Origin of the sequence: Burkholderia stabilis, assembly GCF_001742165.1 — a bacterium.
Taxonomy (GTDB): Bacteria; Pseudomonadota; Gammaproteobacteria; order Burkholderiales; family Burkholderiaceae; genus Burkholderia; species Burkholderia stabilis.
In genome coordinates this window covers 1,268,513-1,288,085 of record NZ_CP016443.1, presented here as the reverse complement: position 1 = coordinate 1,288,085, position 19,573 = coordinate 1,268,513, and the positions used below count along the sequence as shown (strand labels likewise).

20 protein-coding genes and 1 pseudogene are annotated in these 19,573 nt (G+C 67.5%); 6 read left to right on the top strand and 15 right to left on the bottom strand.

Annotated elements, in window-relative coordinates; all coding sequences use genetic code 11:
• Positions 1 to 352: 352 nt before the first annotated feature.
• The 5 genes from BBJ41_RS23750 to BBJ41_RS23730 all read right to left on the bottom strand — a co-directional run bounded on the left by BBJ41_RS23750 (position 353) and on the right by BBJ41_RS23730 (position 4,790).
• Positions 353 to 748, bottom strand: coding sequence for a type II toxin-antitoxin system VapC family toxin (locus BBJ41_RS23750; RefSeq protein ID WP_069750345.1), 396 nt, complete (start codon positions 746 to 748; stop codon positions 353 to 355).
• Positions 745 to 984: a type II toxin-antitoxin system Phd/YefM family antitoxin gene (locus BBJ41_RS23745; RefSeq protein WP_069748715.1), complete on the bottom strand. Its 240-nt coding sequence runs from the start codon at positions 982 to 984 to the stop codon at positions 745 to 747. The genes BBJ41_RS23750 and BBJ41_RS23745 overlap by 4 nt, the downstream gene beginning before the upstream one ends.
• Before the next feature lie 126 nt (positions 985 to 1,110).
• Positions 1,111 to 1,794 (bottom strand): Fe2+-dependent dioxygenase, encoded by a 684-nt coding sequence (locus tag BBJ41_RS23740; RefSeq protein WP_069748714.1) that lies wholly within the window; start codon positions 1,792 to 1,794, stop codon positions 1,111 to 1,113.
• On the bottom strand, positions 1,791 to 2,546 hold the full coding sequence (locus BBJ41_RS23735) for a tetratricopeptide repeat protein (protein ID WP_069748713.1): 756 nt from the start codon (positions 2,544 to 2,546) through the stop codon (positions 1,791 to 1,793). The genes BBJ41_RS23740 and BBJ41_RS23735 overlap by 4 nt, the downstream gene beginning before the upstream one ends.
• Before the next feature lie 3 nt (positions 2,547 to 2,549).
• Complete coding sequence (locus BBJ41_RS23730) at positions 2,550 to 4,790, bottom strand: TonB-dependent receptor (RefSeq protein ID WP_069748712.1); 2,241 nt, start codon at positions 4,788 to 4,790, stop codon at positions 2,550 to 2,552.
• Between the two features lie 308 nt (positions 4,791 to 5,098).
• Here BBJ41_RS23730 and BBJ41_RS23725 point away from each other — a divergent pair, with 308 nt between their 5' ends.
• Positions 5,099 to 5,338, top strand: coding sequence for a FitA-like ribbon-helix-helix domain-containing protein (locus BBJ41_RS23725; protein ID WP_069748711.1), 240 nt, complete (start codon positions 5,099 to 5,101; stop codon positions 5,336 to 5,338).
• A complete protein-coding gene (locus BBJ41_RS23720; RefSeq protein ID WP_069748710.1) occupies positions 5,335 to 5,754 on the top strand; it encodes a type II toxin-antitoxin system VapC family toxin in 420 nt (139 codons plus the stop codon). Before BBJ41_RS23725 ends, BBJ41_RS23720 begins: the two co-directional genes overlap by 4 nt.
• A 117-nt stretch (positions 5,755 to 5,871) precedes the next feature.
• Here the strand turns inward: BBJ41_RS23720 and BBJ41_RS23715 are convergent, their stop codons facing one another.
• A complete protein-coding gene (locus BBJ41_RS23715) occupies positions 5,872 to 7,167 on the bottom strand; it encodes an aspartate carbamoyltransferase (protein WP_069748709.1) in 1,296 nt (431 codons plus the stop codon).
• A 234-nt stretch (positions 7,168 to 7,401) separates the two neighbouring features.
• Between BBJ41_RS23715 and BBJ41_RS23710 the strand changes: the two genes are divergently transcribed.
• Positions 7,402 to 7,536 carry an entericidin A/B family lipoprotein gene (locus BBJ41_RS23710; protein WP_034204471.1) on the top strand — a complete coding sequence of 45 codons (135 nt, stop codon included), beginning with the start codon at positions 7,402 to 7,404 and terminating at the stop codon, positions 7,534 to 7,536.
• 95 nt (positions 7,537 to 7,631) lie between these two features.
• On the opposite strand, the gene BBJ41_RS23705 is transcribed toward BBJ41_RS23710, so the two are convergent.
• The 3 genes from BBJ41_RS23705 to BBJ41_RS23695 all read right to left on the bottom strand — a co-directional run bounded on the left by BBJ41_RS23705 (position 7,632) and on the right by BBJ41_RS23695 (position 10,372).
• On the bottom strand, positions 7,632 to 8,177 hold the full coding sequence (locus tag BBJ41_RS23705; RefSeq protein WP_069748708.1) for a permease: 546 nt from the start codon (positions 8,175 to 8,177) through the stop codon (positions 7,632 to 7,634).
• A 200-nt stretch (positions 8,178 to 8,377) separates the two neighbouring features.
• Positions 8,378 to 9,346: a DMT family transporter gene (locus BBJ41_RS23700; RefSeq protein ID WP_069750344.1), complete on the bottom strand. Its 969-nt coding sequence runs from the start codon at positions 9,344 to 9,346 to the stop codon at positions 8,378 to 8,380.
• A 231-nt stretch (positions 9,347 to 9,577) separates the two neighbouring features.
• A complete protein-coding gene (locus BBJ41_RS23695; protein ID WP_069748707.1) occupies positions 9,578 to 10,372 on the bottom strand; it encodes an AraC family transcriptional regulator in 795 nt (264 codons plus the stop codon).
• A gap of 170 nt (positions 10,373 to 10,542) precedes the next feature.
• Here BBJ41_RS23695 and BBJ41_RS23690 point away from each other — a divergent pair, with 170 nt between their 5' ends.
• Both BBJ41_RS23690 and BBJ41_RS23685 read left to right on the top strand, forming a co-directional pair.
• Positions 10,543 to 11,379 carry a molybdenum cofactor biosynthesis F family protein gene (locus tag BBJ41_RS23690; protein WP_069750343.1) on the top strand — a complete coding sequence of 279 codons (837 nt, stop codon included), beginning with the start codon at positions 10,543 to 10,545 and terminating at the stop codon, positions 11,377 to 11,379.
• Positions 11,376 to 12,185: an SDR family oxidoreductase gene (locus BBJ41_RS23685; protein WP_069748706.1), complete on the top strand. Its 810-nt coding sequence runs from the start codon at positions 11,376 to 11,378 to the stop codon at positions 12,183 to 12,185. Before BBJ41_RS23690 ends, BBJ41_RS23685 begins: the two co-directional genes overlap by 4 nt.
• 97 nt (positions 12,186 to 12,282) lie before the next feature.
• On the opposite strand, the gene BBJ41_RS23680 is transcribed toward BBJ41_RS23685, so the two are convergent.
• From BBJ41_RS23680 to BBJ41_RS23655, 6 genes and pseudogenes are all read right to left on the bottom strand, one after another.
• Entirely contained in the window at positions 12,283 to 12,975 is a 693-nt protein-coding gene (locus BBJ41_RS23680) for a dihydrodipicolinate reductase (RefSeq protein WP_069748705.1), read from the bottom strand.
• 289 nt (positions 12,976 to 13,264) lie between these two features.
• Positions 13,265 to 13,723, bottom strand: coding sequence for a DUF4410 domain-containing protein (locus BBJ41_RS42015; RefSeq protein WP_335650561.1), 459 nt, complete (start codon positions 13,721 to 13,723; stop codon positions 13,265 to 13,267).
• A 532-nt stretch (positions 13,724 to 14,255) separates the two neighbouring features.
• A complete protein-coding gene (locus tag BBJ41_RS23670) occupies positions 14,256 to 15,602 on the bottom strand; it encodes an ATP-binding protein (RefSeq protein ID WP_069748704.1) in 1,347 nt (448 codons plus the stop codon).
• A complete protein-coding gene (locus BBJ41_RS23665; RefSeq protein ID WP_069748703.1) occupies positions 15,602 to 16,315 on the bottom strand; it encodes a response regulator in 714 nt (237 codons plus the stop codon). The genes BBJ41_RS23670 and BBJ41_RS23665 overlap by 1 nt, the downstream gene beginning before the upstream one ends.
• 45 nt (positions 16,316 to 16,360) lie before the next feature.
• Positions 16,361 to 16,666, bottom strand: a complete 306-nt coding sequence (locus BBJ41_RS23660) for an EF-hand domain-containing protein (RefSeq protein WP_122170019.1) — start codon at positions 16,664 to 16,666, stop codon at positions 16,361 to 16,363.
• A gap of 90 nt (positions 16,667 to 16,756) precedes the next feature.
• A pseudogene (locus tag BBJ41_RS23655) lies at positions 16,757 to 17,844 on the bottom strand (hypothetical protein).
• A gap of 759 nt (positions 17,845 to 18,603) precedes the next feature.
• Here BBJ41_RS23655 and BBJ41_RS23650 point away from each other — a divergent pair.
• Positions 18,604 to 19,512 (top strand): sterol desaturase family protein, encoded by a 909-nt coding sequence (locus tag BBJ41_RS23650; RefSeq protein WP_069750341.1) that lies wholly within the window; start codon positions 18,604 to 18,606, stop codon positions 19,510 to 19,512.
• Positions 19,513 to 19,573 lie beyond the last annotated feature (61 nt).

The following is a 19,573-nucleotide window of genomic DNA, read 5'->3' as shown; positions in this document are numbered from 1 at the left end:
GGGGGATGTGAGGCAGGTGCCGCGATTGTGCGGGAGCGGGCAGGGATCGGCAAGTGAGGGTGTTACCGGGGCTTGCCTGTTTTCATCGGAAAGAATGTCGATCGGCGGCTGCGTCGAGCGGGTTTTCCTCGGCGGGGCCGTAGATTGCGTGCGATTCGCGTTGTATCACGGCCCAATGGCGGTTGCCGAACGACCAATGCCGCCATTTCGACAGGTAATTCGTGAAGCCGGTCGCCCGGGACGCGTACTGCGTCGCATGAGGCCGATCAGGATCGTTTTGGTCGGACGAATCGACGATATGGCAGCGTTCGGCGGAGGATGTGCCCTGGTTTTGCCGGTGGACCCGCCACGCTCACCAAAGCGTCTTCACATGCGCGTATGCGCGGATTTTTTCGTCGCGGGTGACGAGCGGCGCGCCGAGCCGCCGCGCGGTGGCGACGATCATGCGGTCGGCCGGATCCTTGTGGAACGTGCCGGGCAGGGTGGTGGATTTCGCGGCGATGTCGGCGTCGACGGGCACGAAGCGCATCCCGTCGATTTGCGCGACCGTGGCGAGCCATGCGTCGACTTCCATCGACAGCGCCAGCCGCTCGTTGCGCACGAGCATCGCAATCTCCCACGCGGAGATCGCGGATGCGGCGAGCGCGCCTTCGCTCCGCGCGCGCTCGATCGCGCTGCGCGCTTTCTTGCTGAGCGAAGCGTCGCCCGCCACCCACCACACCAATGCATGCGTATCCAGCACGATCACCGCGACGCCTCCCAATCATCTTCCGCAATCGGATCGAGAGGATTGTCGTAGCGCATGACCGTGCCGCGCAATATGTCCAACGGCTGAGCCTCGCGTGCGTGATACGGCCGGATCTCGAGCGTTGGTTTGCCGTGATCGGTGACGATCAGGCTTTCGCCCGACGCCTCGACGAGCCGGAAGTATTCGAGTGCGCGAGCCTTGAATTCGGATTTCGAAACGGGAGCGTGTGGCATCATGATATGAGCATAGTCATTTGACAATGGTCATTTTATGATGCACCGGGGAGCGCAGCAAGCGGCTAAGGCTTTGGCTGGCCGATCGGGGAGGGCAGGCGTAAGAAGCCGTTTCCCTGGCGGTGCGCGCTACGCATCCGCCCACTTCCTCAGCAGATTGTGATAAATCCCGGTCAACGCAATGACCATCGGATCTTTCGCACTCTTTTCCGCGGAAAGCGCCTGAATCTGCGTATCGAGCTGGAACAGCAGCGTGCGATCCCCATCGTCGCGCACCATGCTCTGGATCCAGAAGAACGACGCAACGCGCTCGCCGCGCGTCACGGGCGTCACGTGATGCAGGCTCGACGCCGGATACAGCAACAGGTCGCCCGCCGGCAGCTTCGCGCGATGCACGCCGTACGTGTCCTCGACACACAGCTCGCCGCCGTCGTATGCATCGGGTTCCTCGAGAAACAGCGTCGCCGACAGATCGCTGCGCACGCGGAAATCCGTGCCGCGCAGCAGCCGGATCGCGTTGTCGACGTGCGTGCCGAACGTCTCGCCGCCTTCGTAACGATTGAACAGCGGCGGAAACACCTTGAGCGGCAGCGCCGCCGAGAAGAACAGCGGGTGGCGCGCAAGTGCATCCTGGATCGCATCGCCGACCGCCCGCGCAGCCGGCGAGCCTTCCGGCAATTGCCGGTTGCGTTTAGCGAGCGCGGACTGCGCGCCGGACGTCGCGTTGCCGTCGGTCCATTCGGCCGCATCGAGCAGGTCGCGGCATTGCGCGACCTGCGCCTTGGTCAATACGCCGGGGATGTGAAGCATCATGTTGCGGATTCCATGGGATGCGGCGTGAGTTGCATCGCGGCCGCCCGAAATGCGTCGAGCGGCGACGATGCGAGATACGCGCGCATCTTCGCGATGAACGCGGGCGTCGCGGTGGCCGGCACGCGCGCGAGCCACGTGAGCGCTTCGTCGATGCGCCCGCGCTCGGCGAGCAGCCGTGCAAGGTTGAACTGGCCGCGGAAGTCGCCGGCAACGGCCGCGCGGCGATAGTGGTCGAACGCGGCGTCGGGGTCGACGGATACGACCCAGCCGTCCTCGTAGAAGCCGCCGATCAGGTTGATCGATTTCGCATGGCCGAGCGCGGCCGCGCGGCGGAACCAGTCGAGCGCGTCGGCGCGGTTCTCGTCTACGCCGTTGCCGAGCGCGAGCGCCGTCGCGTAGTTGTACATGCCCCAGTCGAGCCCCGCCTGCGCGGCGAGCCGGTACCAGTACACGGCGACCGGCGCGCACGCGGCCGTGCCCCAGCCGAACTCGTAGCAGCGGCCGAGCATGTTCATCGCCATCGGATGGCCGGCCCGCGCGGCGTGCCCGAACCAGTCGAACGCGGCAGCCGGGTCACGCGCGACGCCATGCCCGTCGAGCAGATACTGCCCGTAGACGGCCTGCGCATCGACGATGCCGTTGTCGGCCGCCGCCGCGACCCACGCGGCGGCGCGCTCGGGCGGCCCGGCCAGGATGTCGGCGAACTCGCGCGGCGACACCGACGCGAGCGCCTTCAGCGACACGGCCTCCATCGATCAGTAGCGCGCGTTCAGCGTGACGAACGCCGAGCGGCCCGGTGCGATCGACGCGTAGTGCGCCGGATACGCCTGATCGAAGTACGTGCGGTTGAACAGGTTGTTCACGTTCAGCTGCAGGTCGAGCTTCTTGTTGATCCGGTACTGCGCCATCGCGTCGAAGCGCCAGTACGACGGCACGGCGCGCAGGTTCGCGGGATCGCCGAACACTTCCGACATGTAGAACGCGCCGCCGCCGACGGTGAACTTCGGCGTCACGTCGTAGTTCGACCACATCGTGAGGCTGTGCTTCGGCGTGTTCGGGAAGCGGTTGCCGTTGTTCGCGCTGTCCTTGCCGTTGTCACGCAGCTCGCTCTTCATGTACGTGTAGCCGCCGAACACCTGCCACTGCTTCGTGATCTGGCCCGCGACGCCGAGTTCGAGACCCTGCACGCGCTTGTTGCCGACCATCGCGTACTGGTTGTTCGGCAGCGTGACGCGCGCGTTCGTCGTGTCGATCTGGAACAGCGCGGCGGTCAGCGACAGCTTGTCGTTCAGCACGTTCCACTTCGTGCCGAGCTCGATGCTGCGGTTCTTCTCCGGCGACAGCTGGTCGGCGTTCTGGCCGACGCCGCCGCGGCCCGGCGTGAGCGACTGCGTTTCGCTGCCTTCGCCGAGCAGCATGCCGGCCGGCGTCGACGAAGTTGCATACGACGCATAGATGCTGCCGTTCTGCGCGGGCTTGAACACGAGGCCGGCCTGCCAGTTCACGAGCGTGTCGTCGCGCGTGGTGGTCTTGCCGCCGTTTGCCTTGGTGTCGGTGAAGCGGGTCGAGTAGTCGTCGACGCGCACGCCGGCGTTCACCTGCCAGCGCGGTGTGATCTCGATCGTGTCGAAGCCGTAGATCGACTTCGTCGTGGTGCGCGCATGCGCGTAGTCGTTGGCGCGTGTGATCGAACCGGCCCACGGATCGTTCGGGTTCGGCGACCACAGGCTCGTGCAGTTGTAGCCCGACGCCGCGCCGATGCCTTTCTGGCAGATCTTGCCGTTATCCGTTGCGACGTTGTACGAATCGCGCTTGCCCCACTCGCGCGACAGCTCGATGCCGGTCGTGAAGCTGTGCTTGAACGGGCCGGTGCGGAATTCGCCAAACAGCTCGGTCAGGTTCGCGATGCTGTTGATCGAGCTGTTGCGGTTGTTGTTGCGGCGCCAGACCTTGCCGTTGACCACGTTGCCCTGGCTGTCGTCCGGCTGCGTCCAGATGTAGTCCTGCGTCGATTCGGTGTAGCGCGTGGTGTTGCGGACCGTCAGCCCTGGCGTGATGTCGTGTTCGATCTTGATCGTGCTGATGTCCGACGTGGTCTTGCGGAAGTCGCGGTCGATCAGCCCGTAGAAGTTGTGGCGATCGACGGGCGCCGGATAGATCGTGTCGACGTTCGCGGGCTTGTTCGACGTCGTATAGAAGTACGGGATGCCGCTGTCGGGCATGTCGTCCGTCGACAGGTGGTAGTAGCTCGCGGTCACGCGCGTCGACGTGCCGAGGCCGAATGCGATCGACGGCGCGACGCCCCAGCGTTCGTTGTTGACGGCGTCGCGGCCGGCGACGTCGTTGTTGTGGCTCATCAGGTTCAGGCGGAACGCGGCGTGATCGGCGAACTGCCAGTTGCCGTCGGCCGTGAAGCGGCGATAGCGGTCGGTGCCGAGGCCCGCGCTCGCGCTGGCCGTCGTGCCGAGGTGCGGGGCTTTCGTGATCAGGTTGATGCTGCCGCCCGCGCCGCCGCGGCCGCCGTATGCGCCGTCGGAACCCTTGGTGATTTCGACGCGTTCGGTGTTGAAGATCTCGCGCGTCGTGGCGCCCGTGTCGCGCATGCCGTCGACGAACATGCTGCCCTGCGTGTCGTAGCCGCGGATGAACGGGCGGTCGCCGAGCGGGTTGCCGCCTTCGCCGGCGCCGAACGTGATACCCGGCACGGTGCGCAGCGCTTCGGTCAGCGTCGACGCACCGCTGTTCCGGATCAGTTCCTGCGGGATCACGGTGACGGACTTCGGCGTGTCGACGAGCGGCGCGGTGAATTTCGCGGAAGCGGAAAAGTCGGCCTTGTAGCTGTGCTCGGTCTTGCCCTGGATCTCGATCGGCGCGAGATGGCCTTCGGTGCTGGACGGGGCGGGCGGCGTGCCGTCGGCGAAGGCGGGGCTCGCGGCGAGCACGCTGCACAAGGTGGTGAATTTACCGAGCTTCAACTCGTCGGAACGGGACTTCATGATGCGCATCGACCTCGCGGTGTGGCCCCGGAGGCAAGGCGCTACAGGAAGGTGCACGCCGCCGGGAATTATTACGATTTGTTTTCAGCCGGCATTCTATGTAATTTCATGTTAAATGAGAAGCGTTCTTGTTCGTGTTTGTGTGGAATTGTTGACGAATGTTGCGGGGAGGAGTGGGCGTGGAAGCTGGCCAAACGGCCGAGTGTCAAGGGTTTGACGGGTGAATTAGAGTGATCACATCGCAGGCAATTCTGGTGAATGCAAAGTGCTCATATGACTGCATTGAAAGCAATTTGCAGGAATGCATCATGCCGGTGATGACCATCCGAAATTTGCCCGACGAAGTGCATCGCGCCCTTCGGGTTCGTGCAGCCAAGCATGGGCGCAGCACTGAAGCCGAGGTGCGCGACATTCTTGAGCAAGCTGTTCTGTCGAGCGGCCGCCTCAAGCTGGGCACGCTACTGGCGGAAATTGGGCGGGAGGCCGGGGGGGGCGATTTCGACGTCGAGCGTGACAAGACGTCAACTGATCCGATGAGCTTCGAATGATCCTTGTTGATGTAAGCGTCATTTCCGAGCCACTGCGACGTGAGCCGAGCGCGGCTGTGGTCGAGTGGCTCGATGCACAGAACGTCGAGACGCTGTTCCTGGCCGCGATTGGTCTCGCCGAAATGCGGTTCGGTATCGCGACGTTGCCGGAAGGGCGAAGGCGGGAGGCGTTGCATCAGAACCTCGAGCATCGCATCGTGCCGCTGTTTCGAGGCCGGATCCTGCCGTTTGACGAGGCGGCAGGTGCGGCGTATGCGAGCATTCGCGCGCGAGTCCGTGCCGCAGGCAATGCAATCGCTCCGGCCGACTGCTTCGTTGCGGCAACGGCCGAGGCGAACGGCCTGATCGTCGCGACGCGCGACGTTGCTCCATTCGAAGCGGCGGGGTTACGCGTGATCGATCCGTGGGCCTCGTAAGCGTCAGCCGTTCGGGCAATCATCATGTGCTCGCGCAAAAAATGAAGCGCGCCGGGTAACACGGCGCGCTTTTCATCGAACGATCGTGCCTGACTGAGGCGTCTTCCGTCGTTCCGCTCAATCAACCCCGTGAAACACCGCATCCTCCGGCCCGAGATACGCCGGCGGGCGCCACGTCGCATCGCGCATCGAATGCTGCACGAGGTTCTCGACGCCGAGCAGCACCGCGAAGATCGCCATCCGCACCGGAATGCCGTTGTCGGTCTGCCGGAAGATCGCGAGGCGCGGGTCGCGGTTCAGGTCGACCGACAGGTCGTTCGCGCCGGGCCGGCTGTCGCGCGGCAGCGGGTGCATGATCAGCGTGTCGGGCTTGCAGACCGAGTCGACGAGCGCCTGATTGATCTGGAAATCCGGCGTGTAGCCTTCGAACGATTCGTCGGTGAAGCGCTCCTTCTGGATGCGCGTCGCGTACACGACATCCGCGCCGCGCAGCCCGGCCGCGAGGTCGGTCGTCTGCTCGATCACATGGCCGTTCGTCGAGATCTGGTCGATGATGTACGCCGGCATCTCGAGCGTCGGCGGCGACACGAGCGTGAACTTGAGCCCGCGGTACAGCGCGAGCAGCTTGACGAGCGAGTGCACCGTGCGGCCGTACTTGAGATCGCCGACCAGCGCGATGTGCGCGCCGTCGACGATCTTCCCGAGCCGCGAGAATTCACGCTGGATCGTATAGAGATCGAGCAGCGCCTGGCTCGGGTGCTCGCCAGGGCCGTCGCCGCCGTTGATCACCGGCAGGTTGGTTGCGCGCGCGAACTCGGCCACCGAGCCTTTTTCCGGGTGGCGGATCACGAGCGCGTCGACGTACCCGGCCATCACGCGGCTCGTGTCGTAGATCGATTCGCCCTTGGCCATCGACGAGAACGTGAAGCCCGTCGTGTCGCACACCGAGCCGCCCAGCCGGCAGAAGGCCGCGCCGAACGATACGCGGGTGCGCGTGCTTGCCTCGAAGAACAGGTTGCCGAGCACGGCGCCTTCCAGCACACGCGAAACCTTGTGGCGCCGCGCGATCGGCTGCATCACGTCGGCAACACGGAACAGCGCCTCGACCGATTCCCGCGAGAACTGGTCGACCGACAGCAGCTGCGGCTTGCCTTCGAACAGGAACTGCTTGGAGAGCCCCTGATTATCTACGCTTTGCGTATAGATGCTGCCATCCGGTGCCGAGCGCTCGACGATTTCCGACACGAAGCGCTCGACGATCTCGGGCATCCCGCGCGATTCCTGCGAATCGTCGGGCAGCAGCCACGTGTCCAGCGCGCGCCGGCTGACGCCGATGCGATTGGCGAACGCTTCGCGGGTCATGTTGAGGCGGCGCATCGCGTCGCGGAGGAAGGCTTGCTGGGGAACGGTCATCGGCGGCTCCTGGCGGAAAATATACGCGGTGCGTATATTAGTTCCTGCCGCAATGAAGTCAAGGAAAATCTGCGAGAACCGGTTGTGCGGTGCGTGTGACACCCGACAGGTTCGTACTGGCGCGCGGCGTCCGTCTCCGTATAATCAGGTCAGGCCCCGTGCCCGGCAGCTTGCGGGGCGCCGCGCCGCATACGATTCGCCCGGTCGGGCTTGTTGATTCGAAGGAGAACGAGAATGACGCGTACGATTGCTGCAATGCTTCTGGTGGTAACCGCCGCGCTGGCCGGTTGCAATACGGTTGCCGGCATGGGCCAGGACATTTCGAAGGGTGGCCAGGCGATCAGCGATTCGGCTGAAAAGGCCAAGTAAGTCGACGGGTTCCGGAATGCAGAAGGCGCCGGGCCGTCCCGCGATTGCGGGGCGGCCCGGCGCCTTTTTTTCGGGCTGCGCGGGTGCCGGCGGTGTCAGGCGTGTTCCACGAATGCGTAGCGGCCTTCGACCTTGCGCGGCGTCAACCAGCCGTAGTCGGGGAAGATCCGGTTGCGGACGAACCACACGTAGCCCACGAGCAGGATCGTGATGACGAGGCTCGGCAGCGCCGTCGACGGATCGCGACCGAGATCGGCGATGGTCTTCGGCAGTTGCAGTAGCGACAGCAGGATGAACGCGTGATATGCGCCGACGCGATGGGTCGCGAATCCCCAGATGAACAGCAGTGACAGCGGCACGGTCAGCGCGAGGAACAGCAACACGATGCCAGTGCCGGCGGTGGCGGAGATGTAATACGCGAGCGCGAGGCTGATCGCCAACTGGGCGATGCCGAGCGCGACCAGGATCCGGACGTGAACCTTGTTCTTGCGGCAGCGTTCGGGATCGGCGCGCGATGCGATCAGGCCCGCGAGCACGCGATCCTTGAGCCCCTGTCCGGACAGATCGGCCAGCACGTCGGCCTTCCTCGTTCCCGCGGACAGCAGCACCGCGATTCTTGTCTTGGCTTCCTTCCTGTTCATTGTTTGGCGAATTATTGTTCGATGGTTGTCAAAGGTCCCGGCCACGCGAATATTGCATCTTGCGAGGTGGCGCGCAACGGTTTTGCAGTGTGCGGACACATTCCTACAGTCGCAGACGGCGGCGTCGGAACGAGGGGATCGACGGGCAGTGCGGCGGGACGAAGCGACCGCCGCTGCCGCAATGACGTGACGAACGCGGATCAGTCGACGGCGGTTTGCGTCGACGGCGCGGAGCGGGCCGGCTGTCCCGGCTTCGCCGGCTCTGCGGTGCGTGTCCGGGCTGACGGTTCGCGCCGGCGTGTGGCGCCGACGAGCATGCCCGCGACGACGAGTGCGATGCCGGCGACACGCGTGCCGTTCAGCGTCTCGCCGAACAGCGCGACTGCGAACAGTACGGCCGAGACCGGCGCGACCGCCGTGAACAGCGCGGCTTCGGTGCCGCTCGTGCGTGCCGAACCGGCATACCAGCACAGGTAGCCGAGCACGGTCGGCACGAGCGCGTAGTAGGCGATCGCCGACACGGCGCCGACGGTCCAGCCGGCCGCCACCGCGTGCCATTCGAATGCAGCCGGCACGAATGCGAGCACGAAGCCGAGGCCCGACATCGCGGTGGACAGCGCGAGCGGCGGCAACGGTGCGGCGAGCCGCCGGTTGAGCAGGATGAATACGGCTTCGCATGCGACGGCGGCCAGCACCAGCGCATCGCCGGCCAGCGTCTGGAGCGACGGCATCGTCTGGCCGGGCGCGAACGTGACGAACAGTACGCCGGCCGTTGCGAGCGCGGCGGCCAACCAGTCGCGCGGTGTCTGCCGCTCGCGCAGCACGACGGCCGCGATCAGCGTTGACATTGCCGGCAGCGTGCCCAGCATCACTCCCGCGTCGAGCGGTGACGAAAGCTTCGTGCCGCTGATCAACAGCACGGTGTAGCCGACACCGCCTGCCGCAGCCTGGATGACGAGCAGTACCGCGTCGCGTGCGGAAATGCGCGGCCAGCGCATGCGCTGCGCGCGCATCAGCGCGAACAGCAGCGGGGTCGCGATCAGGAAGCGCAACGCCGTGGCCGCGAACGGCGGCAGGCCGCTCGCCGCGAGACGGCTCGCGATGACGGTGCTGCCGACGCCCGCCATCGCGGCGGCGAGATAGAGATAGCCAATCAGTCGTGTTTTCATGCGCCGCATCGTCGCGTATGGCGGCGGTGGCCGTCTTGAACGAAATTGCAGCGCGGGCTTGGGCTTGGGTTTGGTCTTAGGGCTCGGGCTCGGACTCGGGTAGGCGCATCGAGTCCGCCGAATGCATCGAGCAGGGCGCTTGCATCGGCGCGCTGCGCCACCCAAGCCGCAACGATCAACAATCGCCGATGGCCGCTCGTCCAGCGGCTTCGCGCCGGAATCACGGCAGCATCAAACCGCCTGCGTGAACCGCCCCGGTGTGATCCCGAACTGGCGTGCGAATGCGCGCGTCAGGTGGCTCTGATCGGCAAAGCCGGCTTCGGCCGCGGCATCCGCGATCGGCAGGCCGCCGGCGAGCAGCGTGCGCGCCAGCCGCGCGCGCGACTGGATCAGGTACGCGTGCGGCGTGATGCCGAGTTCGCGCGCAAACCCGCGCAACAACTGGAAGCGACTCACGCCGCTCAGGTCGGCCAACTCGGCGAGCGAAACGGGCGCGGCCGGCGCCGCGTCGAGTCGCTCCCGTGCGACGCGGATCGCCGGTGCAACGCCGGCTGCCGGCGGCGCGCGGTTCGCGTGCCGGGCGAGGAGCCCGGCGACGAGCATCACGAGCGCCTCGTCGCGCGCGAGCGGCTGGGTTTCCCCGGCGACGATGCGCGCATGCAGCCGCCCGACGGCGGCTGCGAGCCGCGCGTCGCGCACCGCCGGATGCGCGAGCTCGACGCCGCCCAGACCTTCTTCCGCCGCGACACCCGCAACCAGCGCGGGCGCGAGGTACAGCATCCGCCAGCGCCGGCCCGTGCCGGCATCGATCGGCGAACCGTCGTGCATTTCGCCCGGGTTGACCATGATCGCGTCGCCGGCGAGCGCGTCGACCTGCCCGCGGCCGCTCCACGACCGGTGCGCGCCGCTGACGATCACACCGACCCCGAATTCGTCGTGCGCGTGGCGCGGAAACGCACGGTCGGATTCGAGGCTGATCGCCTCGATGCCTTCGCAAGTCCGCCGGTAGTGGGTGACACGGTGCATGTGCGCTCCTCGCGCCGGGTGCGGCGCGGATTTCGTGCACTTTAGCGCGTTCCGGCGCCGTGCGCCCTTCATCCTTTTGGCGGATACCGCGCGGCGTGCGCAACCCGCACCATGTGCACATGAGCAGCGTACACGGCCCGCCGGGCCTGAAGCTGCGCGGGAGACGGCAGGTGGAACGACAGGATCCGGTATTCATTCAGGTTGGCGCGCTCGCGGATGGTTTCGCGCCGGAAGCGAACATCCTCGCGCCCGTCGACGCGCTCGCCGGGCGTACGCTGACGCTCAACGACGCAACGGGCGCGTGGCGCGTCTATACGTTCGAACCCGGCGCGCTGCAATGGCGCGATGCGGCAACCGACGCGGGCGGCCGCGAGCCGTGCCGCGTGACGCGGCTGCGCGACGGGCTGTACTTCGTTGATTACATCGACTCGGCCGCCCGCGCGACGTCGGTCAGTCTCGTGATCGATCTCGACGACGGCGTGTGGACGTCGGTCGTCGGCACGCTGCCGACGGAAGCCGATACGCGCATCGACGCGTTCACGCGCGTCGCACGCGGGTTGCCGCTCACGGCCGTCGATACCGAGTTCCGGCACGGCACGCTCGGCGGCCATGCACAGCCGGGGCCGCTGCATGCGCTCACGCGCGAGCTGATCGGCAAGCGGACGATGTACCGCTACAGCCCGACCGAATGCTACGAGCACATCTACCTGAACGAGAATTTCTACGCGTGGCAGTGCCTGCAGGGCGTCGAAGGCGGGCTGGCCGATGTCGACCGGTGCCATTACTTCAGGATCGCCAGCGAGCTGTACCTGTTCGTGTGGCGCGAAAAGGTGGTGCCGACGCTCGGCGTCGTGCTGATCGATCTCGCGCAGCGCAAGACCGACGGCAAGATCTTCGGCTACCAGGGCGGCGATTTCGGCACGCTGTCGAATTTCCAGATCGGCGCGCATGCGCAGGTGCTGAACGAAACCGTGCATCCGCTCGGCGACGAGGAGGCGCGGCGATGACTGCCGTGCCGGGCAGCGGCCGCCTGCGCGCGGATTTCAGCGGGCGCGTCGTGCTCGTCACCGGCGCCGCGCAAGGGATCGGCGCGGCGATCGCGCGCCGTTTCGCGGAATCCGACGCGTTCGTCGCGATCGCCGACCTGAACGGCGAGGCCGCCGCCGCGCAGGCCGATGCGCTTGCCAGCGCCGGCGGCGATGCGCGTGCCTATCGGGTGGATGCTGCCAGCCGCGACGAGCTGGTCGCGCTGGTCGCGGCGGTCGAGCGCGACGCCGGCCGGCTCGATGTCGTCGTGCACAACGCCGCGTATTTCCCGCTGACGCCGTTCACGCAGATCGACGAGCCGACACTCGAACGGACGCTGTCGGTCAACCTGTCGGCGCTGTTCTGGCTCGCGCAGGCGGCGTTGCCGGCATTCGAGCGTGCGGGGGCCGGGCGGCTACTCGTTACCTCGTCGGTGACGGGGCCGCGTGTCGTGTATCCGGGGCTCGCGCATTATGCGGCGTCGAAGGCCGGCGTGAACGGCTTCATCCGCGCGGCGGCGCTGGAGCTCGCGCGCCGCAACGTGACGGTCAACGGCGTCGAGCCCGGGATGATCCGCACGCCGGCGGCCGGCAATCTCGGCGACGCGTCGGTCGCGGCGCAGATCGCGCGCGACATTCCGCTGGCGCGGATGGGCGAGCCGGAGGATATCGCCAACGCGATGCTGTTTCTCGCGTCGGCGGACGCTGCGTACATCACAGGGCAGACGATCGTCGTCGATGGCGGTGCGACGTTGCCGGAGAGCGGGGCGGTGCTGGGAGACGGGTAACGATGAACCCGCAAGAGCAACGGCCGCGACGAGGCCGTGGCCGGCGATGCGCTTGCTGCGGGGCGATCGTCGGCCGTGAAGGGTATCGTCGTCGCGACTACAGCCAGCCGTTGCGGATGAACTCGACGATCGAATAGCGGCGGTTCTCGAGCGCGTGCTGCCGGACGGCTTCGACGATCCGCGATACGCCGTCCGCGTAGGGTGTCGCGCCGACCACGCGCGATTCGAACTGCAGGCTGCACGCGCCGTCGTCGATGCGTATCCGGTGCACCGCATGGCGGCCGAGCTGATCGTCGGGGATGCCGAATTCGCTGCGCTGCACGTCCGGGTCGCGTACGGAGCGGATGTCCTCCGGCCGCACGCCGAGCGACTGGCCGATGCCGACGGCCGTGCCGGGCACGGACGTCTTGCCCGCCTGATGCGACTCCATCAGGCTGATTTCGCAGTCGCGAAACAGATGGCCGCTGGTTTCCAGCATGCTCATGAACTTGAGCATCAGGATGTTCGTGTTCGGACAGAGCACGACCGGGAAGCCGTGCGATCCGGTTTCGAGGTCGGAGCCGGTGGAGAGTTCGACGAGCGGCGATGCAGTGGCCTGGCAGAACGCGATCGCGGCGGGGAGTTCGCGGCCGGAACCGGCATGCACGACGATCGATCGGGCGTCGCTACGTCGGGTGTCGCTACGCACGTTGTCCGACCACGGCATCACGCGACAGGTTGACGGGTCGAGCTTGTGCGAGCCGAGCAGCTCATTAGCCAGCTTGCCGGTTCCAACGACGAGTACTTGCATGAAATTGACGGGTTGAGATTCAGGATTCGAGACGGGAATGGCGAGGGCTGTCGGATCGTGCAGCACGATTGCGGCGCGGGCTGCAGCGGACGAGCCTTGCGCATTATGCCCGGCCGTCCGCATGCTCGCCTGCCTGCTGCCTGCTGCCTGCTGCCTGCTGCCTGCTGCCTGCCGCACGGCGCACGGCGCACGGCGCACGGCGCACGGCGCACACCGCACACCGCACACCGCACACCGCGCACCGCGCACCGCGCACCGCCCTGCGTCGCGCGTGCAGAGCGGCGATGCGTCAGCTCGCCACCGCCGTCGGCAGCCATGCGTTCGCCGCGTTCTGCGTGGCGAGCTGCTTCGCGATCGAGCGTGCGAGCCGGTCCGTATCGGATGCCACCGTGTCGTGCTTGGCTTCCGACGCGCCGTGCAGGCCGGCGCCGACCGCTGCCGACGTCGCGAGGCGGCCGGCCGCCGCGCCGACCCCGGCGGTTTCCACCATGCCGGGCAGGTGGCCGCTGTTCGCGCTGGCGGAGAACGTATGGAGCGGCTGCGGTGCGCCGTGGGCCGGCTGGAACAGCACGGTGACCGACGCGCCCACTTCGCTCTTGCCCGCGCCGAGGCCGATCAGCACGCGCCGGCGGCGGTTGCCGGCGTCAATCGTCTCGAATCGGCCTTCGATGACCAGCGCGTCGCGGTCGTCGGGCACCGGGCCGTCGGCGCGCAGCGCGGGCAGGCCTTGCGACCGGAGTTCGCGCACGAGCGCGTCGGCGAGCTGCGCGCGGGTCTTAGCGCGCTCTGCTGGCGCTGCACGTCGGCGGATGAACCGTGCGCGAGGGTCGCGAGCTTGCTGATCATCCCGCCGTCGACCTTGACGTCGGTTGCGCCCACGTCGAAAGCGGATACATACACGACGTCCGCGTGAACCTGCGGCAGTGCGCGTGCCGCCGGCACGGAGGTCGTGGCCGTGATCGCGGTCGATGCGCAGCCGGTCATGGCGAGCGCGCTCGCGATCAGCGCGGCACTGGTCAGACGTTTGGCCTGTGCGGCAAGTGCGTGAAGGGAAGTGAACATGTCGATCTCCGTTGCCTGGATGAAGGTGCCGATACTGTCGCGGCATTCAGGAACGCGAACGATCGGAAGCGGGGCGTGGACGCTGGCGGAGAAGGGTTGTCATGCCGTTGCGCAACACGCAGGCGCAAGTATGCGGAGGTCGGGCGCGGCGCGCCACGCAGGAATTATGTCGGCGCATGTCACGCGCCGGCGCGGGCGGCCGTCAAGCCGTCAGGTCATCAGGCCGTCAGCGACGGGCGGCCCGGCGCTGACGAATCGAGCGGCAGCGCGACGACGGCCTCCAGGCCGCCGCCGTCGCGGTCGCGAAACGTCAGCGAGCCGCCGTGCAGGCGGGCGATCCGCTCGACGATCGCGAGGCCGAGGCCGGTGCCGCCCGCATGGCTGCGCGCGTTCGCGCCCCGGCTGAACGGCGCCTTCAGTCGTTCGAGTTCGGCGGCGCCGATGCCGTTGCCGCGATCGCCGACCACCGCATATGCGATGCCCCGTTCGGTCCAGGTACGTACGCCGAGGCCCGTACGTCCATACACGACGGCGTTCTGCATCAGGTTCATCAGCAGCCGCATCAGGCTGATCGGGCGGAACGCGAACACGGGCACATCGCCTTCGTCGAATTCGAATTCGTGACCGAGCCCCGCGAAATCCGCGACGAGCTGGCCGATCAGCGCATTCAGGTCGCCGGGTTGCGGCGTTTCGCGCTCGCCGCTGCCGGCGTAGTCCATGAATTGCTGCAGGATCGTATCGATCTGGTCCAGATAATGCTCGGCCGAGGCGGTGAGCGCGTCATGGGTGCCGCGCGGCAGCGCCATCGCGATCGCGAGGCGCAGCTTGGTGAGCGGCGTGCGAATGTCGTGCGACACGCCGGCCAGCATCAGCGAGCGGGTCGCTTCCGCCTGTTGCAGCGCGTCGGCCATTTGGTTGAACGCACGGCTCACGTCGGCGATTTCGGTCGGGCCGTCGGTCGGCAGCGGCGGCGGGCGCTCGCCCGCGCTCACGCGCTGCGCCGCCCGTGCCAGCGCGTCGAGCGGCCGGTTCAAGTGGAGCTGGATCAGATAGCCGGTCAGCGCAGCGAGCAGCGCCAGCCCGACCGACAGCGCGAGGGCCGTCGTGATGCCGCTCGCCTGCGCGTCGGCGGCCATCGGCAGCGGCACCCAGACGGGCGAGCCGGCCGCATGCAGCCGGATCCACAGGCGTTCGTCGTCGCCCGATTGCCAGCGCGCCGGCAGCCCGGGCGGCAGGTGGCGTTCGAGCGCCTGCATGAACACGTCGCGCTGCCAGGCGCGGAAGAAGGCCGACAGGTTCGGCGCACCCGGCGGCGCAGCGGGCGGCGGCGATGTCTGGCCGCCGAGCTGCGCGGCCATCGCGCGGCCCGCGTCCGGCGGCACGGCGGCCAGCGTACGGTCGAGCAATTGCACGTAGTCGGAGAAGATGATCGACGCGCGTTCGATGCGCGGGCGCTGCACGTAGTGGAGCAGCACGGCGAGCGAACAGGCGAGCGACAGCGCGACGAGCGCCACCAGCAGCGCGATGTTGCGCGCGAGCAGCGAGCGCGGCAGCGGGAGTCGCATCACGTCTCGACGCCGGCCACCAGCATGTAGCCGATGCCCCAGACGGTCTTGATGAAGCGCGGTTTGCCGGGATCGTCCTCGACGATCTGGCGCAGCCGCAGGATCTGCACGTCGACGCTGCGATCGAGTGCGTCGTGGTCGCGGCCGCGCGCGCGGGCGAGCAGGTTCTCGCGGCTCACCGCGCGGTTCGGCGACGAGCCGAGCGCGTGCAACAGCAGCATCTGCGCCGAATGGATCTCGACGAGCGCGCCGTCGCGCATCAGCGTCTGCTGGCCGACGTCGAACGTGAACGCGCCGAAGCGCAATCGTTGCGACGTCACCGTCGGTTCGCCGGCCGCCATCTTCTGCCGCCGCAGCAGCGCACGCACGCGCGCAACGAGTTCGTCGGGGAGAAACGGCTTGGCCAGGTAATCGTCGGCGCCGGTTTCGAGGCCGACGACCTTGTCGGCCGCGTCGCCTTTCGCGGTCAGCATCAGGATCGGCAGCGTGTGGCCTTCGGCGCGCAGGCGCCGGCACACGCTCAGGCCGTCCTCGGGTTCCATCATCAGGTCGAGCACCAGCAAGTCGTACGGTTCGCGCTGCAGCAGGCGATCGAGCCGCTTGCCGTCGGCAACCGCGCGGACCTGGAAGCCCTGGCCGGTCAGGAAGCGCTGCAGCATGTTGCGCAACTCGGCTTCGTCGTCGAGCACGATGATCTTGCTGGACTGTTCCATCGGCTGCCTCCCGGTACGGCCGCGCGGCCGCACGCTCGTTGTCGGTCAGCGGGCCGCCATGCGCTGGCGCATGAAGCCGGCGATCTGCGCGAGCGTGACATAGCCGTTGCGCTGCGTGTCGATCTCGTCGAAATGCTGCGCGACCATCGGCATGCCCGCGGCGGCCTGCTCGCGGGTGAGCTTGCCGTCGTGCGTCGTGTTCGCGCTGGCGAAGCGGGCCTGCAACTGCATCAGCGCATGTTCGACGCGTGCGCCGCCGTTCGCCGCGCCCGCCGGCATCTGCTGGGCCGACGCTGCTGCTGAGACGATACACAAAACGACGACGGCAATCATCTTCTTGATGGACTTCATGGGGTTTCTCCTTGCGTGGCCGACGGTCTGCGCCGGCCGGGTGGTTGATGAAACGGAAACGGGTGGAAAACGAAACGGATCGATATCGGGTTACGCCCAGTGAGCAGGCACCCAGATGCGGCCGGCCCAGTGGGCGGGCACCCAGACGACCGCGCGCGGCGGGTGAGCGACATACACGGCGCGCGGGGCGACGTACACGGAACGCGGCAGCGGCGGTGCGAGGTACAGGACCTTCGGCGGGGGCGGTGCGACGTAGACGATGCGCGGGGCCGGGGCAGGTGCAATCACGACCGCTTTCGGCGGCGCAACATGCACGACTTTCGGCGGCGGTGCGACGACGACGGTTTTGGGCGGCGCAGGCGTGACGACGACAGCGGCCGGAGCCGGCGGCGCCGCGACGACGACGGCAGCCGGCGCCGGCGGCGCGACAGCGACCGTGGCGGTAACTGGCGGCGTCACGATCACCGCAGCCGGCGGGGCGGCGCGACGGGCACCGGCACCGTTCCTCCCGCCACGACGACCGTGCCGCCGGCCGCCGTGCTGCCGTGAATCACCGCCGTGCCGCCGGTCGACACCGTACCGCCATGAACGATGGTCGAGCCGCCCGACGTCGTCACGACGCCGGGTGCGACGCGCGTCGCGCTGCCGGAATGCGTGACGCTGCCGCCATCCGTACCCGTCACGGTGCCCGAGCGCGAGCAGGTCGACCCCGCGCAATTCGTCGACGCCGTGTGGCTGGCCGTGTTGCCGCCCGATCCGGTGATCGTGCCGCTCGACGCGTACTGGCCTGGGCCGTTGCGCGTCACGCTGCCCGACGTCGATGCGCTGCGGCCGTCCGAGCCCGTCAGCGAACCGGTATGCGAGCAGGTGCCGTCCGCGCAGCTCGTGTCGCCGTTGTGCTCGACCGAGCGCCCGTTGGGGCCGACGGCGGTGCCGCTGTTCGAGAACTGGCCCGGCGCGGTGCGCGTGACGGTGCCCGTATTGGTTGCGAGGCCGCCGCCGCGGCCGATCACGCCGCCGGCGTGCGAGCAGCTGCCGCCGCCGCACGAGCCGGCATGCGCGCCGCTGTAGGTGCCGCGCGGCGTGTAGGCGGTGCCGTGGCCGGACCAGCCGGCGAAGGCCGGCGCGCTGGCGAGCGTGACGAGAGCGGCGGCGGTGACGAGGAAGCGGGTTTTCATCGGGTGTCCTTGCGGTTCGTTTCGGTGCACGCGGTGGCGTGGCGACGGGACGAACTTTAGGACGGCAGCGCGCGCCAGTCGCGTCATAAAAGATGTCGCGGTGTTACACGTGGCGCGTGTTTTTCGGTACGACGAATGCGTGCGTCGTCCGTGCGGATCGCGGGCATGCCGCGTCGGGCAAGGCTGCCGGCGATGCAGTCGCGTGGCAGTGAGGTACGGAGGAATTGATCGGCGCGCGGCGTGCGCCATCCGGAAGTGTGTCGTGGCGACATGCGGCGACATATTTGCCGGCCGATCCTTGCATGCGCGGAGGCACGTCACGCACATTAAAAGCAGGCAATGCACGATGCACGATCACGACGCGGCATGCGTTGCTTCGCGACATGCAGCCGTTGCGGCAAACCTTCCGATGAATGCCGAATACGCGAGCCGCGAATCACTCGGCAACGGCAGCGTTCGTATGTCACGCCGCCGCATCCGTCGCCGCGTATCGCACAAGTCGTCGATCGGCTCCGCCACGACATACGGCGACACATTTCCCGAAGGCCCAAAGCACTCGCTGGCGCGAACCGTCCCGTCGCCAGGCCACGCGCGCCAACGACCACTGCACACCGCCCGAACGCATTTCCCGGCGACATACGGCGACACATTTCATCCGTGGTCTTTCCGTTTCGCGCCCACTACAGTGCGTTCCATCCGACGCGATGGCAGCACGTGCCGCACATGACGCGTCCGACTCAACCGAAGGAAAGACCCATCATGCTCATGACCACAGGAAAGCTCGCGTACTTCGTCACACTCTTCATCGTCGCCGTCTCGCTTGTCGAGGCGGCGGTGCTCACGTGGCGCCGCAGCCGCCAGCCCGAACCGTTCGACTGGAACGAAGTCTGGCTGTCGCTCGCCGATCTCGCGGGCCGCAAGCTGCTCGCGCTGGTGCCGCTGTCGCTCGCCACGCCGGTCTTCGATTTCGCCTGGGCGCACCGGCTCTTCACGATTCCGCTGCACAGCGTCGCGCTCGCGCTGCTCGTGTTCGTCGGCCAGGAGTTCTGCTACTACTGGTATCACCGCGCGTCGCATCGCGTGCGCTTCTTCTGGTCGACCCATGCAGTGCATCATTCGCCGAACCAGCTGACGCTGTCGTCCGCGTTCCGTCTCGGCTGGACCGGCAAGATCGCCGGCGCCGCGATGTTCTTCACGCCGCTCGTGTGGCTCGGCGTGCGTCCGGAAGCCGTGCTCGCGATCCTGTCGTTCAACCTGATGTACCAGTTCTGGCTGCACAACACGTGGATGCCGAAGCTCGGTTGGCTCGAATACGTGTTCAACACGCCGTCCGCGCATCGTGTGCACCATGCGTCGAACCTCGACTACCTCGATGCGAACTACGGCGGTGTGCTGATCGTGTTCGACCGGCTGTTCGGCACCTATGTCGCCGAACGCGCCGACGAGCCGTGCCGCTACGGCCTCGTCACGCCGACCCGCTCGCGCAATCCGTTCGTCGTCGAGCTCGAACACTGGGCGAGCCTCGTGCGCGACGTCGCGACGGCCCGCGACGTGTGGACCGCGATCCGCTTCGTGATGCTGCCGCCGGGCTGGCAGCCGGGCAACCGGGGCGAAACGACGGAGGAACTGCGCCGCCGCAATCTCGTCGCTGCGCGCACGGATGCGTGAAGGGCGCTACGCTGTCGGCACGCCGGCCTCGCACGCTCGTGCTGCGGCCGGCATGAACCAT

Excerpts from the sequence above, each read along its gene's own strand:
- BBJ41_RS23660 (WP_122170019.1), bottom strand. The coding sequence starts at position 16,666 with ATGAAGTCCATCAAGAAGATGATTGCCGTCGTCGTTTTGTGTATCGTC.
- BBJ41_RS23670 (WP_069748704.1), bottom strand. The coding sequence starts at position 15,602 with ATGCGACTCCCGCTGCCGCGCTCGCTGCTCGCGCGCAACATCGCGCTG.
- BBJ41_RS23680 (WP_069748705.1), bottom strand. The coding sequence starts at position 12,975 with ATGCAAGTACTCGTCGTTGGAACCGGCAAGCTGGCTAATGAGCTGCTC.
- BBJ41_RS23745 (WP_069748715.1), bottom strand. The coding sequence starts at position 984 with ATGATGCCACACGCTCCCGTTTCGAAATCCGAATTCAAGGCTCGCGCA.
- BBJ41_RS23715 (WP_069748709.1), bottom strand. The coding sequence starts at position 7,167 with ATGACCGTTCCCCAGCAAGCCTTCCTCCGCGACGCGATGCGCCGCCTC.
- BBJ41_RS23700 (WP_069750344.1), bottom strand. The coding sequence starts at position 9,346 with ATGAAAACACGACTGATTGGCTATCTCTATCTCGCCGCCGCGATGGCG.
- BBJ41_RS23735 (WP_069748713.1), bottom strand. The coding sequence starts at position 2,546 with ATGGAGGCCGTGTCGCTGAAGGCGCTCGCGTCGGTGTCGCCGCGCGAG.
- BBJ41_RS23685 (WP_069748706.1), top strand. The coding sequence starts at position 11,376 with ATGACTGCCGTGCCGGGCAGCGGCCGCCTGCGCGCGGATTTCAGCGGG.
- BBJ41_RS23720 (WP_069748710.1), top strand. The coding sequence starts at position 5,335 with ATGATCCTTGTTGATGTAAGCGTCATTTCCGAGCCACTGCGACGTGAG.
- BBJ41_RS23665 (WP_069748703.1), bottom strand. The coding sequence starts at position 16,315 with ATGGAACAGTCCAGCAAGATCATCGTGCTCGACGACGAAGCCGAGTTG.
- BBJ41_RS23725 (WP_069748711.1), top strand. The coding sequence starts at position 5,099 with ATGCCGGTGATGACCATCCGAAATTTGCCCGACGAAGTGCATCGCGCC.
- BBJ41_RS23650 (WP_069750341.1), top strand. The coding sequence starts at position 18,604 with ATGCTCATGACCACAGGAAAGCTCGCGTACTTCGTCACACTCTTCATC.
- BBJ41_RS23705 (WP_069748708.1), bottom strand. The coding sequence starts at position 8,177 with ATGAACAGGAAGGAAGCCAAGACAAGAATCGCGGTGCTGCTGTCCGCG.
- BBJ41_RS23710 (WP_034204471.1), top strand. The coding sequence starts at position 7,402 with ATGACGCGTACGATTGCTGCAATGCTTCTGGTGGTAACCGCCGCGCTG.
- BBJ41_RS23695 (WP_069748707.1), bottom strand. The coding sequence starts at position 10,372 with ATGCACCGTGTCACCCACTACCGGCGGACTTGCGAAGGCATCGAGGCG.
- BBJ41_RS23730 (WP_069748712.1), bottom strand. The coding sequence starts at position 4,790 with ATGAAGTCCCGTTCCGACGAGTTGAAGCTCGGTAAATTCACCACCTTG.
- BBJ41_RS23740 (WP_069748714.1), bottom strand. The coding sequence starts at position 1,794 with ATGATGCTTCACATCCCCGGCGTATTGACCAAGGCGCAGGTCGCGCAA.